Annotated in this window: 16 protein-coding genes and 2 tRNA genes; 11 read left to right on the forward strand and 7 right to left on the reverse strand. The window is 70.6% G+C overall.

Annotated features, from left to right (window positions below):
- Positions 1 to 37: 37 nt before the first annotated feature.
- Positions 38 to 862, forward strand: coding sequence for a GNAT family N-acetyltransferase (locus AB0L56_RS08720; RefSeq protein WP_365420473.1), 825 nt, complete (start codon positions 38 to 40; stop codon positions 860 to 862).
- Between the two features lie 13 nt (positions 863 to 875).
- Here AB0L56_RS08720 and AB0L56_RS08725 read toward each other — a convergent pair whose 3' ends face one another.
- Positions 876 to 1,403, reverse strand: a complete 528-nt coding sequence (locus AB0L56_RS08725; protein WP_365420476.1) for a DsbA family protein — start codon at positions 1,401 to 1,403, stop codon at positions 876 to 878.
- A 193-nt stretch (positions 1,404 to 1,596) separates the two neighbouring features.
- On the opposite strand from AB0L56_RS08725, the gene AB0L56_RS08730 reads away from it, so the two are divergent.
- Positions 1,597 to 2,034 (forward strand): hypothetical protein, encoded by a 438-nt coding sequence (locus tag AB0L56_RS08730; RefSeq protein WP_365420479.1) that lies wholly within the window; start codon positions 1,597 to 1,599, stop codon positions 2,032 to 2,034.
- Between the two features lie 130 nt (positions 2,035 to 2,164).
- Complete coding sequence (locus AB0L56_RS08735) at positions 2,165 to 2,338, forward strand: hypothetical protein (protein ID WP_365420702.1); 174 nt, start codon at positions 2,165 to 2,167, stop codon at positions 2,336 to 2,338.
- Between the two features lie 68 nt (positions 2,339 to 2,406).
- Here the strand turns inward: AB0L56_RS08735 and AB0L56_RS08740 are convergent, their stop codons facing one another.
- Both AB0L56_RS08740 and AB0L56_RS08745 read right to left on the reverse strand, forming a co-directional pair.
- Positions 2,407 to 2,967, reverse strand: coding sequence for a CGNR zinc finger domain-containing protein (locus AB0L56_RS08740; protein ID WP_361037242.1), 561 nt, complete (start codon positions 2,965 to 2,967; stop codon positions 2,407 to 2,409).
- A gap of 283 nt (positions 2,968 to 3,250) precedes the next feature.
- Positions 3,251 to 3,664: an SsgA family sporulation/cell division regulator gene (locus tag AB0L56_RS08745; protein WP_004002642.1), complete on the reverse strand. Its 414-nt coding sequence runs from the start codon at positions 3,662 to 3,664 to the stop codon at positions 3,251 to 3,253.
- Between the two features lie 191 nt (positions 3,665 to 3,855).
- Here AB0L56_RS08745 and AB0L56_RS08750 point away from each other — a divergent pair, with 191 nt between their 5' ends.
- Positions 3,856 to 4,314, forward strand: a complete 459-nt coding sequence (locus AB0L56_RS08750) for a TIGR02611 family protein (RefSeq protein ID WP_361037240.1) — start codon at positions 3,856 to 3,858, stop codon at positions 4,312 to 4,314.
- Between the two features lie 79 nt (positions 4,315 to 4,393).
- Positions 4,394 to 4,465, forward strand: a tRNA-Val gene (locus tag AB0L56_RS08755).
- A 116-nt stretch (positions 4,466 to 4,581) separates the two neighbouring features.
- Here AB0L56_RS08755 and AB0L56_RS08760 read toward each other — a convergent pair.
- On the reverse strand, positions 4,582 to 4,917 hold the full coding sequence (locus AB0L56_RS08760) for a hypothetical protein (RefSeq protein WP_361033166.1): 336 nt from the start codon (positions 4,915 to 4,917) through the stop codon (positions 4,582 to 4,584).
- Here AB0L56_RS08760 and AB0L56_RS08765 point away from each other — a divergent pair.
- Both AB0L56_RS08765 and AB0L56_RS08770 read left to right on the forward strand, forming a co-directional pair.
- Entirely contained in the window at positions 4,916 to 5,365 is a 450-nt protein-coding gene (locus AB0L56_RS08765; protein ID WP_365420484.1) for an SRPBCC family protein, read from the forward strand. The two genes, AB0L56_RS08760 and AB0L56_RS08765, sit on opposite strands and share 2 nt — an antisense overlap.
- Positions 5,366 to 5,404: 39 nt before the next feature.
- Positions 5,405 to 5,476 (forward strand) — tRNA-Val (locus AB0L56_RS08770).
- A 91-nt stretch (positions 5,477 to 5,567) separates the two neighbouring features.
- Here the strand turns inward: AB0L56_RS08770 and AB0L56_RS08775 are convergent.
- A complete protein-coding gene (locus AB0L56_RS08775) occupies positions 5,568 to 6,293 on the reverse strand; it encodes a 3'-5' exonuclease (protein WP_361033172.1) in 726 nt (241 codons plus the stop codon).
- A 168-nt stretch (positions 6,294 to 6,461) separates the two neighbouring features.
- Here AB0L56_RS08775 and AB0L56_RS08780 point away from each other — a divergent pair, with 168 nt between their 5' ends.
- The 4 genes from AB0L56_RS08780 to AB0L56_RS08795 all read left to right on the forward strand — a co-directional run bounded on the left by AB0L56_RS08780 (position 6,462) and on the right by AB0L56_RS08795 (position 10,966).
- Positions 6,462 to 7,028 carry a DUF4365 domain-containing protein gene (locus AB0L56_RS08780; RefSeq protein ID WP_361033175.1) on the forward strand — a complete coding sequence of 189 codons (567 nt, stop codon included), beginning with the start codon at positions 6,462 to 6,464 and terminating at the stop codon, positions 7,026 to 7,028.
- Entirely contained in the window at positions 7,025 to 8,260 is a 1,236-nt protein-coding gene (locus AB0L56_RS08785; RefSeq protein WP_365420487.1) for a hypothetical protein, read from the forward strand. The genes AB0L56_RS08780 and AB0L56_RS08785 overlap by 4 nt, the downstream gene beginning before the upstream one ends.
- A 94-nt stretch (positions 8,261 to 8,354) precedes the next feature.
- Positions 8,355 to 10,331, forward strand: a complete 1,977-nt coding sequence (gene thrS, locus AB0L56_RS08790) for a threonine--tRNA ligase (RefSeq protein ID WP_365420490.1) — start codon at positions 8,355 to 8,357, stop codon at positions 10,329 to 10,331.
- Positions 10,332 to 10,420: 89 nt separating this feature from the next.
- Positions 10,421 to 10,966, forward strand: a complete 546-nt coding sequence (locus AB0L56_RS08795; protein ID WP_365420493.1) for an HIT domain-containing protein — start codon at positions 10,421 to 10,423, stop codon at positions 10,964 to 10,966.
- 119 nt (positions 10,967 to 11,085) lie between these two features.
- Here AB0L56_RS08795 and AB0L56_RS08800 read toward each other — a convergent pair whose 3' ends face one another.
- Positions 11,086 to 12,741 carry a hypothetical protein gene (locus tag AB0L56_RS08800; RefSeq protein ID WP_365420495.1) on the reverse strand — a complete coding sequence of 552 codons (1,656 nt, stop codon included), beginning with the start codon at positions 12,739 to 12,741 and terminating at the stop codon, positions 11,086 to 11,088.
- 216 nt (positions 12,742 to 12,957) lie between these two features.
- Positions 12,958 to 15,156, reverse strand: a complete 2,199-nt coding sequence (locus tag AB0L56_RS08805; RefSeq protein WP_361033190.1) for an elongation factor G-like protein EF-G2 — start codon at positions 15,154 to 15,156, stop codon at positions 12,958 to 12,960.
- Positions 15,157 to 15,231 lie beyond the last annotated feature (75 nt).

The raw sequence follows: 15,231 nt of genomic DNA on the forward strand, positions 1-15,231 counted from the left end.
GGTGGTGGGCGACGGACGGGCGGGTAGAACTTCCCCGATGACGACGACCCTGCGGCCGGCCGAGCCGCTTCAGCAGAACGCCGACGGTACGCGTTCGCGCCGCTATCGGGTGTGTGTGAACAGCCGTCCCGTCGGAGCCGTGCACCTGGGCACGCATCCCGTGTTCGGCGATGCCGTGGCCCGGATCATGAGTCTGCGCATCGACGAACCGGACCGGCGGCGCGGCCGGGGCACGGTGGCCGCCCTCGCCGCGGAGGAGGTCGCGCGCGGCTGGGGGTGCCGCCGTATCGAGGCGACCGTCCCCGCGGACTCCGGCACGGCGCTCGCGCTCGCCACGGCGCTCGGCTACGTCATACGCAACCGCACCATGGAGAAGCCGCTCGGCGACACCCCGCCCGCCCTGCCCGAGGGCAGCGTGGCACGGCCCATGACCGAGGCCGAGTACGGCCCCTGGATGGCCAGGGGCCAGGACACCTACGCGCGCGACTGGACCCGGCGCGGCGTGCCGGAGGCCGAGGCACGGGCCAAGGCCGTGCGGGACCACGCCGTGCTGCTCCCCGGAGGGCGGGACACCGACGGCATGCTCTTCAGCGTCCTCGAACACCACGGCACCGCGGTGGGCACCCTGTGGCTGTCGGTGACGGGGAAGCGGGCCTACGTCTTCGATGTCGAGGCCGACCCCGCACACCGCGGCAGGGGGCACGGACGCACCCTCATGCAGCTCGCCGAGGCCCAGGCGGTCGCCGCGGGCCGGCGCCTCATCGCGCTGAACGTGTTCGCCGGCAACACACCGGCCGAGCGCCTCTACGACTCCCTCGGCTACGCCACGACGCAGTACTCGGTCTACAAGGCGCTCGTGTAGCCGTCGGCGGTCGTCAGTCCTCTTGCCCGGCGAGCAGGCGGTCCACGATCTCCTCGATGCGCTCCCGCAGGCCCTCCTGGCTCTTGCCGCCGTCGAGGCGCTCACCGTCGATGACGTACGTCGGGGTGCCGGTCACCCCGATCGCCTTGCCCTCGGCCTGGTCCGCGTCCACGATCAGGATGTGCCGTCCGTCGATCAGGGCGGTGTCGAACTCCTCGGCGTCCAGACCCAGCTCCCGGGCGACCTCGACGAGGAAGGCCTCGCCCCGGCGGTCCAGTTCCTCGACCCGCTCCAGCACGGCCTCGGCGTACGCCCAGCCCTGTCCCTGCTCGATGGCCTCCTCGACGGCCTGGGCGGCGGCGAAGGAGTGCTTGTGCTTCTCCAGCGGGAAGTGCCGCAGCCGCACCTCCAGCCGGTCGCCGTAGCGGGCCCGCAGTGCGCGCAGGTCATCGAGGGCGCCGCGGCAGTCGGGACACTGCAGCTCGCACCAGACGTCGAGGACGGGAGGGGCCGCGGGGCGGACGGGGGAGGAGTCGCTCATGGGGCACAGTCTCCCAGTCCGGTCCGCGACCACCCAATCGGCCCCGGGCGGCTTCGGCCGCACGGCACCCGCGGAGGAGCCGACCCGGAGATGTCCCTGATGTCCGGCCGGAGCATGGCCCCACGAGGTCAGGCAGGTGCAGGATGGAAGGGAGGAAAGTACCGCCGCGACCGCACGCTGCCTGGAGGACCGGATGATTGCCGAGACCGTCTGCTCCGCCGTTTCCGCGGCAGGCCTGGGCATCGCGGTGGTCACGGCCTACCGCAAGCGCTTCCTCGCCGCCGCCCGCATCGCCGCGTACTCGCTCGTGCCGATCGGCCTGGTGATGACCGGCGTCGTCGACTGGCTGGCCGACACCGCCTTCAGCCCCACTGCCTGGGCCGGCTTCGGTGTGCTGGGTCTGTCCTGGTTCCTCTTCGCGACCACACGGACGGTCGAGCGCCGCCGTGGCGGCACACGCAAGGAGCGCAAGGCCGCCGCCAGGGCGGCAGAAGCCCCCGATGCCGTGGCGCGCGGTGCCTCCGCGCCTGCCCTGGGGAGCACCCGCCCGGAGTCCCGGCAGGCACCGGCGTCCCGGGGTGACGACGACTTCAGTGACATCGAGGCCATCCTCAAGAAGCACGGCATATGACGAGGTGGGGCGGCCGAAGCGTCACAGGCCGTCCGGGAGCGCCCGGAAGTGATCACAACCCGAACCGTAGATTGCGGATTCGGCGAACTCGCATTCTTTCCGTGAGTGTTGATCGCGTGGTGCGCTCCCGATGCGTCATCATCACGGCGAGATGCTGGACACGACACAGTGCGATGCCGCGCAGCAGCAGGACGAGCCGCGCGGATGCCTCTTCGCCCTTTCCCAGCCACCGCTGATGATCTTCCTTGCGGTGATCGGGTGTCTGCTGCTCACGGCTGCCCTGCACGACCTGCTGTGGCTGTGAGCCGTACCCGCGGTACCCGGCGTCACCCGTCGGGACCGCGTCGGCACGGCATCCGGGGAAGCGTCCGGTCAGCCCGCCGCTTCCTTGCGTCGCGCCCGGTAGGCGGCGACATGGAGGCGGTTGCCGCAGGTGCGGCTGTCGCAGTACCGGCGTGACCGGTTGCGGGAGAGGTCGACGAAGGCGTGCCGGCAGTCCGGCGCCTCACAGCGGCGCAGCCGCTCCTGCTCCCCGGCGACCACGAAGAACGCCAGCGCCATCCCGCCGTCGGCGGCGAGATGGTCGGCCACGGAGGCGCCGGGCGCGAAGTAGTGCACGTGCCAGTCGTAGCCGTCGTGGTCGGTGAGCCGGGGCGTGGTGCCCGCGGCCGCGATCAGTTCGTTGATCAGTCCGGCCGCGGTACGGGCGTCGGGCGCGGCGAAGACCGACGCGAACCGGCCGCGGATCTTGCGCACGGCGACCAGGTCGAACTCGGTGAGCACCCCGACCTCGCTGACCTCGTGGTCCCGCACGAAAACCTCGAGGGCCCCGACGTCCGGCAGTCCGTCCGGCGTCGTGTCGTCCTCCGGCGCGGTGTTCACCAGATCGACCACGGTGTCGAGCGCGCACCGGGTGTCGTGGGTGATCAGCACGATTCGCTCCCTGGCCTGGGGGTCGGGCGGGCGCCCGCCGATGCTGGCCGATGGTAGTGGCTCCGGCGCACCCCGCACCTCCCCGCTCCGCACATGGCTTCGAATCCAACGCCCGAGCACCCCCAGTCGTTCCCGGTCGCGCACAGCACAACGGCGCCGGCCGCGGAGACCCGCGACGTCGGCGCCGTTGTGCTGGAGCCGCCTACGACTGCGCGTAAGCGGCTGTCCGGGCCCGAGCCGTCTCCCCGAGTCGACGGCGCCGGGCGGCTTCGGTGAGCCTCGCCTAGCTTTCCGCCAGGATGTGCGAGAGCTCCTGGTCGAGATCGAAGTGCCGGTGCTCCGTGCCGGGCGGCACGGCGGCGTCTGTGCGCTTCAGGAAGGACTCCAGGGCCCGTGCGGGGGCCTCGAGCAGGGCTTCCCCCTCCGGTGAGCTCAGGGCGATGCACACGACGCCCTGGCCGTGACTGCGCGACGGCCAGACGCGGACGTCGCCGGTGCCCGTGGGGCGGTGAAGTCCCTCGGCGAGGAGGTCGCGGGCGAACACCCACTCGACGGTTTCCTCGGCTCCGGTGTGGAAGGTGGCGTGCACGGCGTAGGGGTCGGCCGTGTCGTACCGCAGGCCTGCGGGGACAGGCAGGGAGGACTCGCTCGACACAACGAGGCGCAGGTGCAGCTCGCAGCTGACCGTGGTGTTCATAAGCGCCAGGGCCTTTCGCTCAGTGTGCGCTCGGGGATTCGCACGTCGGCGAAATCGACATGCCACCTACGGTGCCGTTGTAAACCCCTCTGAGTGTTTTGCGTGTGTTTACGTAACTCTTCCGGCCGAGAGATCGTTCGCGGCATGCGCCCATTCCGGTGATGTGTTTCGCTCCGGTAGTGTTCGGCTGCATGAACACGGGGAGTGATATGTCTGGCGAGGCCGCGGCAGTGGCCCACGGGGTGACGGTGGACGAGAGTGAAGACCGGGAGGAGCGACCGCTCGGATCGCGGGCGCCCGAGTTCGTCAAGGCGCGCCGCGCACTGCATCTGAGCTGGCAGGTCGGCGTCTTCGTAGTCGGTCTCGCGGTCGTGGCGGCCGGTGCGGCGATGCTGGTGCTGCCCGGCCCGGGCTGGGTCGTGATCTTCGGCGGTATGGCGATCTGGGCGACCGAGTTCGTCTGGGCCCAGCTGGTGCTGCGCTGGACCAAGCGCAAGGTCACCGAAGCGGCCCAGCGGGCCCTGGATCCCAAGGTGCGGCGCCGCAACATCATCCTGACCTCGATCGGCCTGGTGATCGCGGCGGGACTGGCGGGGGCCTATCTGTGGAAGTTCGGCTTCGTGATGCCCTGGAAGATCGAGGGCCAGTGAGGCGCGGCGGGGGGCGGGTGCACCGCTCCCCGCTGGTCACGGGCACCCCCTGACATGGGGTAATCTTCTTCCTGCGTCCGGGCGATTAGCTCAGTGGGAGAGCGCTTCGTTCACACCGAAGAGGTCACTGGTTCGAACCCAGTATCGCCCACCGGATCATCAGGCGGCCCGGCTCACGACCCGTGAGCCGGGCCGCTTCGTCGTGTGCGCCGGGTACGCAGACGCGGGCGGTGGCAGCGGTTTCGGAGAGCGGACGGTCACGATCCGTTACGCGTCGTGCGCGGTGAACCGCGCACCATCGCCATCAAAAAGAGGGTCGCGGTCTTCGGGAAGAGGTCTGAATTCACCGACCAGGAAGCGTTCCCGGGGAAGTTCCAGACCCAGGTATCCGGAAGGAATCCTCCGGATGTCTTCCAGAATGCGGTGGGCTTCCTGCGCAAGTACAACAAGCGCGGTGTTCTGCTCGACCTCAAGACGCAGGCGGACGCCGGGAATCCGAGCCAGCCTTCCAAAAGGCCGGGCTGGACGCGAAGTTGGGCTGGACCTGGGACTAGTACCGGTGACACCGGCTACCCAAGGCGCGGGCGGGAACACTGCGTCCATGGACTGGAACCATTACCGCTTGCGCAGTCTGTGGACCCTGTCCGCGCCCGCGGCCACGGTGTACGGCGCACTGGAACGGATCGAGGACTACCCCCTGTGGTGGCCGCAGGTACGCGAGGTCACCCGCCTCGACGACACCAGCGGCATCGTCACCATCCGCTCCCTCCTGCCGTACGACCTGACCTCGACCGTGCGGGAGGGACGGCGCGACCGGGAGACCGGGGTCCTGGAGGCGGGCCTGTCCGGCGACCTCGACGGCTGGGCCCGCTGGACGGTCACCCCCCTCGGAGCCCACGGCTGCTTCGCCCACTACGAGCAGGAGGTCGACGTCCGCAAGCCGCTGCTGCGCCTGCTCGCCGTGCCGGGCCGGCCCGTCTTCCGCGTCAACCACGCACGGATGATGCGGGCCGGCCGACGCGGACTGGCCGCATACCTGGAAGCGGTTTGAAGGAAGCGTCCCCGGACCTGTATTGTTCAGTGCGTTCCCGGGCGATTAGCTCAGTGGGAGAGCGCTTCGTTCACACCGAAGAGGTCACTGGTTCGAACCCAGTATCGCCCACGCTCGCGAGAGCGACGTGTATCCGCAGACATCGCGGACCACGTCGCTCTCTTTGTGTTGTGCGCCACATCCCCCAGCAGGGGATACGAGGTCACGCCGCCGCGGGCAGGTCCGGGCGCAGGGGCCAGGCCGGGTCGACCACCTCTTCCGTGCCGCTGCGCGCGAACCACGCCTGCAGACCCCGCGCCTGCGCCGCGTGCCACACCGCCTGCAGGGTGTGCAGCTCACCGGGGGACAGCCGCTCCAGCCGGGACGCGAAACGCCGCCCGACCGCCCGAGCGACCTCCAGCGCCGCCACCGCGTCCGCCGCCGCGTCGTGCGCCGCCTCCAACTCGACGCCGTACTGCGCGCACAGGTCGGTCAGCGTGCGACGGCCCTTGCGGTAGCGGTCCAGGTGCTTGTCGAGCACCCATGGATCCAGCACCAGCAGCGGTGTCCGCTCGAACCAGCGGCTCAGCGACGACGCCCGGTGCCGGCGCAACTCCCGGTCCAGCAGGGTGAGATCGAACGGCGCGTTCATCACCACCAGCGGCCGGCCCACCCGGGCCTGCTCGGCCAGCGCCTCCGCCACCTCGTACATCACCGGCGCCGGCCAGCGGCCGTTGCGCTGCAGATGCTCCTCCGTCAGCCCGTGCACCTCCGTCGCCCCGGCCGGCACCGGCACCCCCGGATTCACCAGCCAACGGGTCACCCGCGGCCGGGTGCCCGGCGCGTCCTGGACGACGAGGGCGGCCGACACGATGCGGTCGGTCTCGACGTCCACACCCGTCGTCTCCGTGTCGAAAGCGGCCAACGGCCCCTCATACCAGCACGCCATACCCAACAACCCCTCGTTCACCATCGGCAGTTGACGCATCGTCCACTGCCCGATCCGGTGATACCCGGGCTGTTTGCACCGTACGCCGGAAGGAGACAACAGGAGTACGGGTCGCCGCAGTTCAGCGACCCGCCCGGGGAACACCACTGTTCTGGAAGGCTGTTGGTCATGGCCATCGCGCAGCCCGAACGGGGCGGGCTGCTGCCCGAGCGCACGCCACCTACGCGCGGCACCCTCGCCACCACCGCCTGCATGGAGACGCTGCAGGTCGGCTATCTCCACGCCGTCGCGGCAGCCGCGGGCTGTTCACTCTCGCAGCCCTTCCCGGACAACGGCATCGACTGGCACGTCAGCCACAGCGCCGCCGGACACATCCTCGACGACGAGGTCACCATCAAGGTGCAGCTGAAGGCTACCTACCAGATCGCCCCCGACCCACCGGGCCGCTTCTTCTCCTTCACGCTCGACAACGCCCACCTGGCCAAGCTCGCCCGCACACCGGTGACGGTGCACAAGATCCTCGTCGTGATGATCGTTCCGCGCTCGCAGGACGACTGGCTGCGCGCCGGCCACGACCGGCTCGATCTGCGGCACTGCTGCTACTGGACCAACCTCGCCGGACACCCGGTCACCGGCCGGCACCGCACCACCGTACGGATCCCCACCTCACGCATCTTCGACGACCGGGCGCTGTGCGAGATCATGACGCGGGTCGGGACGGGAGGAACACCGTGACACACCGCCCGACCAGGGATCCCCTGCGGCCCGTGCGCCCGCATCCGGCCGACACCCTCTTCGACGGCACCCCGCCCGAGCCGGCCGACATCGACCCCGCCGTGCTCACCGCCCTGCTGCACCGCCACGGCTGGCAGCGACGCGGCGGCGCCACCGGGCGCTACGGCCGCTGGACCCCGCCCGGACCGGGCACCGGCACCAGCCTGCTGGTACCCGTGAGCCGCGCCTTCCCCGACAGCGAGGACCTGCTCACCGAGGCCCTGCTCGCCCTGTCCCGCAGCGGCACACCCTCCGCCCGCGAGATCCTGCTCTCCCTCACCGTGCCCAGCGACGAGATCCACTGGTGGCGTGACATACCGGCCGGCCCCGGCGGCGCCACCGCCTGGACCGCCGAGGAACAGCTGCGCTCCGCCGCCCGCCGCACCCTGCTCGCGGCCGCCCTCGCCACCCGCGCCCGGGCCGGATTCCACGGCGCCCGGCATCGCCGCCCGGCCGCCGCCGCGCTGGACACCGTCCTCGTCGGACCCGCACCGGGCGGCCGCCGGCTGACCGCGTTCGCCCCCGTCACCACCGGCCGGTCCCTCGCCGTCTGCCTCCACCACGCCCTGCACGCCGCCCGCGAGGCCGTCGACTACCGCCGGGCGACCGGCGGCATGGACGCCTTCGACACGGCCGTCGCCGCGGGCGTCAGCCATGAGCTCACCGAGGCCCTCGTCGCCCTGGTCCGGGGCACCGAGGGCGCCCGGGTCGGCGTCGCCTGGGCCCCGGCCGCCGGGGTGCCCGAGGGCTGCGCGGCCGCCGCGGAGCCCGTCGAGTTCTCGCCCGGCGACCTGCCCGCCCTGCGCGAGGCCGGCCTGCGCTACCGGCGCGCGGAACCGTCCGTCACCGTGCGGATCACCGGCACCGTCGTACGGATGCACCGCTCCGGACCTCGCGGCGAGGGCACGATCCGGCTGCGGGTGCTGGCCGGCGCCGAGATCGGCCAGGTCCGGATCACCCTCGGCGAGGAGGACTACCGCATCGCCGGACACGCGCACCTGGTCGGACTGCCGGTACGCGTGCGGGGGCGCCTGGAGAGCCGCGGCGGCTTCCGCCGGCTCACCGGCGCGGGCGAGCTGGTGCCGGTGCCCGTCGACGAGGCCGAGCGGGACCGGCTGCTCAAGGCGCTCCAGGCGAACGCCGAGACCGCGGCCTTCTTCGGAGAGGCCTGCGGGCCGGACTGCGGGGAATGATTTCGCGGTCGGCCGTCCCGGGTCGGTACCATCGCACCCAATGCGTGCGCTCCGGTATGGCGCCGCAACCTCAGCCTTCAGTCAGGAGAGACCGGTGTCAGACGTCCGTGTGATCATCCAACGCGATTCCGAGCGGGAAGAACGCGTGGTGACGACGGGCACTACGGCCGCCGAGCTCTTCGCCGGCGAGCGCTCGATCATCGCCGCGCGTGTGGACGGCGAGCTCAAGGACCTCTCCTACGAAGTCCAGGACGGCGAGACCGTCGAGGGGGTGGAGATCTCCTCCGAGGACGGCCTGAACATCCTGCGCCACTCCACCGCCCACGTCATGGCCCAGGCCGTGCAGGACCTGTTCCCCGAGGCCAAGCTGGGCATCGGCCCGCCGGTCAAGGACGGCTTCTACTACGACTTCGACGTCGAGAAGCCCTTCCACCCCGATGACCTCAAGGCCATCGAGAAGCGCATGCAGGCCCTCCAGAAGCAGGGCCAGCGCTTCTCCCGGCGCGTCGTCACCGACGACGAGGCCCGCAAGGAGCTCGCCGACGAGCCGTACAAGCTGGAGCTGATCGGCCTCAAGGGCGCCGCCTCGCACGACGACGGCGCGGACGTCGAGGTCGGCGCCGGTGAGCTGACGATCTACGACAACCTGGACCCCAAGACGGGCGAGGTGCGCTGGAAGGACCTCTGCCGCGGTCCCCACCTGCCCACCACCCGCCACATCCCGGCGTTCAAGCTGATGCGCAACGCGGCGGCCTACTGGCGCGGCAGCGAGAAGAACCCCATGCTCCAGCGCATCTACGGCACCGCCTGGCCCTCCAAGGAGGAGCTGAAGGCGCACCTGGAGTTCCTCGCCGAGGCCGAGAAGCGCGACCACCGCAAGCTCGGCGCCGAGCTCGACCTGTTCTCCATCCCCGAGCAGATCGGCTCCGGCCTCGCCGTCTTCCACCCCAAGGGCGGCATCATCCGCCGGGTCATGGAGGACTACAGCCGTAGGCGGCACGAGGAGGAGGGGTATGAATTCGTCTACACCCCGCACGCGACGAAGGGGAAGCTCTTCGAGACCTCGGGCCACCTGGACTGGTACGCCGACAGCATGTACCCGCCCATGCAGCTCGACGAGGGCGTGGACTACTACCTCAAGCCCATGAACTGCCCGATGCACAACCTGATCTTCGACGCGCGCGGGCGTTCCTACCGTGAATTGCCTTTGAGGTTGTTCGAGTTCGGCACCGTGTACCGGTACGAGAAGTCGGGCGTCGTGCACGGCCTGACCCGGGCCCGCGGCTTCACCCAGGACGACGCGCACATCTACTGCACGCGCGAGCAGATGTCCGAGGAGCTCGACAAGACCCTCACCTTCGTCCTGAACCTGCTGCGCGACTACGGCCTGACCGACTTCTACCTGGAGCTGTCCACCAAGGACGAGACGAAGTTCGTCGGCACCGACGAGGCCTGGGAAGAGGCCACCGAGACGCTGCGCCAGGTCGCCGAGAAGCAGAACCTGGAGCTCGTGGCCGACCCGGGCGGCGCAGCCTTCTACGGCCCGAAGATCTCGGTCCAGGCCAAGGACGCCATCGGCCGCACCTGGCAGATGTCGACCATCCAGCTCGACTTCAACCTGCCGGAGCGCTTCGACCTCGAGTACACGGCCGCGGACGGCTCCAAGACCCGCCCGGTCATGATCCACCGCGCGCTGTTCGGCTCCATCGAGCGGTTCTTCGCGGTGCTCCTCGAGCACTACGCGGGCGCGTTCCCGGCGTGGCTCGCCCCGGTCCAGGCGGTGGGCATCCCGGTCGGTGACGCTCATGTGCAGTACCTGGAGGAGTTCGCGGGCGAGGCACGGCGCCAGGGGCTGCGCGTCGAGGTGGACTCCTCCTCGGACCGGATGCAGAAGAAGATCCGTACGGCCCAGAAGCAGAAGGTGCCGTTCATGATCATCGTCGGTGACGAGGACATGCACGCGGGCACGGTGTCGTTCCGCTACCGCGACGGTTCGCAGGAGAACAGCATCCCGCGTGACCAGGCGCTGGCGAAGCTCGTTGATGTGGTGGAGCGTCGTATTCAGGTTTGAGTAGGTCACCGCACACGCGGGGCTCGGCCCCCGGGAGCGATCCCGGGGGCCTTTTCCGCGCCCCCCTCGCGACGCCATATGCTGCACGCATGACGAGTGAGCCGGAGCAGCAGTTGGGAGTGGGCACGCAGGACGCGTTCCAGCGTCTGTGGACGCCCCACCGGATGGCCTACATCCAGGGCGAGAACAAGCCCAGCGGCTCGGGTGCCGACGACGGCTGCCCCTTCTGCTCGCTGCCGGCCAAGTCCGACGAGGACGGGCTGATCCTCCGGCGGGGTGAGCTGGTGTACGCGGTGCTCAATCTGTACCCGTACACGGGCGGCCATCTGATGACGGTGCCCTACCGGCACGTCGCCGACTACACGGACCTCACCACGGCGGAGACGGCGGAGCTCGCCCGGCTCACCCAGCAGGCGATGACGGCCCTGCGCGCGGCCTCGGGCGCCCATGGGTTCAACATCGGCATGAACCAGGGCACGGTCGCGGGCGCGGGCATCGCCGCCCACCTGCACCAGCATGTGGTCCCGCGCTGGGGCGGCGACACCAATTTCATGCCCGTCGTGGGCCACACGAAGGTGCTGCCGCAGCTGCTCGCGGACACGCGGAAGATGCTGGCGGATGCCTGGCCGGCCTAGTTGTTCTGTCCAGCTGCGGGCATTCGTGCCGCAGGGGCGGCAGGGGTGGACGCAGCAGCACCTCGTCGGCGCCGAGCCGCGCACCCACCCCCGCGCAGCACGACCTGCGGTGCCTGACCTCACGCTTCGTATACGTCGGCCTGCCGCGGCGCAGCATCCTGCACCGCCGTGCTCAGGAACGACGACCGCGCCCCGAACTTCTCCGTGTCCACCCCGTTCTCTTCCAGCACCTTGATCGCCGCCGAGTGCACCACCCGCAGCACCGGCGCGGCCGCCCGCAACGCGTCGTCCGCCATGAACCGGTGCCGCCACGGCTTGTCCGCCCACGCATGACGCAGACCGAACGGCTCCGGCAGGGTCAGCTTGCCGCCCAGCCAGTACAGCAGCGGCGGATACCAGGTCAGCGGCGCCCGGGCGGCCAGGCGTACCACCTCGTCCGAGTCGACCAGCGGGAGCTTCACCTTCCGGGTCTCCCAGAACTTGATCGACTTCTGGACCTCCTTCTCCTTGGCCTCCGGCTTCGTCGTGAACAGCGCGTGCACCGGACCCAGCGCATGCCCCGTGACCTCGATGCGGAGCGTCTCGTGCAGCACGGTCACGGTGATCAGCATGGTGATCACCAACTGGCCGTCCCAGAGCGTCCACTGCACGCCCAGGTAGTGCCGGTCGCCCGCGCCGAACTGCTGCTTGTTGCAGATCTCCTGTATGGCGTGCGACTTGATCTGGTACGCCTCGACGTCCGTGCCCTCGGGCCGGGACACCGCCGTGGCGTTCTCCCCGATCGGCGTGACGATCCAGTGCCGTATCGACGGCTTGGTGAAGCCGCCGGTGTTCAGCGGTCCGCGCTCCAGCATCCGCAGCCGGTCGTGGATCGACTTGATGACGTCCCAGCTGCGGAACGGGTGGATCTCCCGCTCCGGGCCGGCCTGCACCAGGTCCTCGGCGAGCTGCCAGCTGCCCCAGCGCGTGCCCATGCCGAGTATGCCCTTGGGCCCGGCGTAGAAGACGGAGTTGGACTGCTGCTCGGCGCTGAGCCGGGCCAGTGACTGGCGCAGCTGCTCGGCCGCCGTCTCGCCAGGGCTGCTCGGCACCGCCTCGGGCACCTTGGCGCCGACGCTGCTGCCGGAGAGCAGACTGTCCCAGCGGTCGCGCAGGTCCTTCGCCGTGCGCTCGCAGATCCGCTTGGCCCAGAACCAGCCGAGCACCGGTGCGACGATCGACGCACGCGCGTACCAGCCCCAGAACCCGTCGAACGGCATGCGGAGCAGGAACAGCACGGCGAGGGCGCCCACCGCGAGCAGCAGCGTGGTGGCCAGCGCGCCGGCCCGTTTGTCCTCGCGCCTGGCCATCGTCGTACGGATCTGGAAGACCAGCAGCCACACCAGCAGACCGGGCAGGAACAGCAGTCCGCACAGGACCATGACGGCGCTCAGCCAGTTGTCCCGCTCGCGGCGGATGCGGTGCGCCGCCAGCGCGTGCTCCACCACCACCTGCGGCTGGGTGCCGAACGACTGGATGAGCGGTGCGCGTTCCGCCCCCAGCATCCGGTCGATGATCGCCCTGGAGAACGCCTCGCCCAGGTTGGGCCGGAACAGCTTGATCCGCGGCTTGCCGACCTCCGACTTGTGCCACTCGTTGTTGGCCTTGAGTATCTCCTCGGCCTCGTTGTCCCGGTACGCCGCCGAGGCCAGAGCGAAGGTCGGCGTCTGCCCGTCGTCGCCCGTGCGCGGCACCTGCGGACCGAAGAACTCCGCGTAACCGCTCTCAACGGTCATTCCCGCCCCCGATCGCCGCGACTGTCGTCATGCGGCCTTCCCGACTTCCCTGCTGCGCACACCTGTTGATCAGGTCTTCAGCGTATCCGCAGCCGGTGTCGTCCGTCGTCGGACCGCCCAAGCGGCCCACCGGTGTGAGTGAAGCGTTCCGACGTCACCCCGGAACAGGGCGCGTACGCGGGCGCGCGCCGGGAAACCCGGCGCGCGCCCGGCGCGTCAAGAGGCCTTGCGGGCCTCCTCCTTGACCCGTTCCGCGATCTGCGGCGGCATGGGTTCGTGCCGCGCGTAGCGGCGGCTGAAGCGTGCGGTGCCGTGCGACAGGGAGCGCAGGTCGACGGCGTACCGGCCGATCTCGATCTCCGGCACCTCGGCCTTGATGACGGTGCGTCCGCCGGGCGCCTGCTCGGTGCCGAGCACCCGGCCGCGCCGGCCGGACAGGTCGCTCATCACGGGGCCGACGTAGTCGTCGCCGACCAAGACGCTCACCTCGGCGACCGGCTCCAGCAGATGGATCTTCGCGTCCGAGGCGGCCTCCCGCAGGGCCAGTGCGCCCGCCGTCTGGAAGGCGGCGTCGGAGGAGTCCACCGAGTGCGCCTTGCCGTCCAGCAGGGTCACCCGCACGTCGATGAGCGGATGTCCCGCGGCGACGCCCTTGACGGCCTGGGCCCGTACGCCCTTCTCGACGGAGGGGATGAACTGCCGCGGCACCGCGCCGCCGACCACCTTGTCCACGAACTCGATGCCCGAGCCGTTCGGCAGTGGCTCCACCTCGATCTCGCAGATGGCGAACTGCCCGTGTCCGCCGGACTGTTTGACGTGCCGGCCGCGCCCGGCCGCCTTGCCGCCGAAGGTCTCCCGGAGGGACACCCGGTGCGGTACGACGTCCACCTGGACGCCGTAGCGGCTGCGCAGCCGTTCCAGGGCCACGTCCGCGTGGGCCTCGCCCAGGCACCACAGGACCACCTGGTGGGTGTCCTGGTTCTGTTCCAGCCGCATCGTCGGGTCCTCGGCCACCAGCCGGGCCAGGCCCTGCGACAGCTTGTCCTCGTCCGGTTTGCTGTGCGCCTGGATGGCGAGCGGCAGCAGCGGATCGGGCATCTCCCAGGGCTCCATGAGCAGTGGGTCGTCCTTGGCGGACAGGGTGTCCCCGGTCTCCGCGCGGCTCAGCTTCGCCACGCACGCGAGGTCGCCGGCGATGACGTGCGACACCGGCCGCTGCTGTTTGCCGAACGGCGTGGACAGGGCGCCGATCCGCTCGTCGACGTCGTGGTCCTCGTGGCCCCGGTCGGCGAGCCCGTGCCCGGAGACGTGGACGGTCTGGTCGGCGCGCAGGGTGCCGGAGAAGACGCGGATCAGGGAGATCCGGCCGACGTAGGGGTCGGAGGAGGTCTTCACGACCTCGGCGACCAGCGGCGCGTCCGGATCGCACGGCTTTAGCTCGCGCGGCTTGCCGTCCACCGTGGTCACCCCCACGGTGGCGTGCTCCAGCGGGGTGGGGAAGCCGCGCGTGATGAGGTCCAGCAGCTCGACCGTGCCGAGGCCCTGGCGGGCGCCCTCGGCGGCGGGGGCGGCGGCCAGGACGGGGAAGAACACCCCGCGCGCGACCGCCCGCTCCAGGTCCTCGATCAGTGTCCCGACGTCGACCTGCTCACCGCCGAGATAGCGGTCCATGAGGGTCTCGTCCTCGCTCTCGGCGATGATCCCCTCGATCAGCCGGCCGCGGGCCTCCTCGATGAGGGGCAGCTGCTCCCCGCCGGGCTCGGACTCCTTGCGCTCGCCGCTGGAGTAGTCGAACAGCTTCTGGGTCAGCAGCCCGATCAGACCGTGCACGGGCGCGTGTCCGTCGGGCCCCTCGGGGCCGCGCAGCGGCAGGTACAGCGGCAGCACGGCGTCGGGGTCGTCCCCGCCGAAGGCCTCCGCGCAGACCCGGGTCATCTCCTCGAAGTCCGCGCGGGCCGCCTCCAGGTGCGTGACGACGATGGAGCGCGGCATGCCGACCGCGGCGCACTCGTCCCACACCATGCGGGTGGAGCCGTCCACGCCGTCCGAGGCCGAGACGACGAAAAGGGCCGCGTCCGCCGCTCGCAGACCGGCCCTGAGTTCCCCGACGAAGTCGGCGTATCCGGGGGTGTCCAATACGTTGATCTTGATGCCGTCCCATTCGAGGGGCACCAGGGAGAGCTGCACCGAACGCTGCTGACGGTGCTCGATGTCGTCGTAGTCGGAGACGGTGCCGCCGTCCTCCACGCGGCCCGCCCGGTTCACGGCCCCCGCGGTCAGCGCGAGAGCCTCCACCAAGGTCGTCTTGCCCGATCCGGAGTGGCCGACCAGCACCACATTCCGTATGGACGCGGGGTGGTCGGCCGCCTGTGCCCTGCCGGCGGCTCCGGGGTGTGTGTGCGCCTTGTCGCCCATGATCCTGCCTCCCGTGCACGGTGAGGTCACTGTGGGCGCGGACCCGAGGAACCCGCGTGCGGTGCGGCTCCGGTG

This window comes from Streptomyces sp. NPDC052079 (genome assembly GCF_040680275.1).
GTDB lineage: Bacteria > Actinomycetota > Actinomycetes > Streptomycetales > Streptomycetaceae > Streptomyces.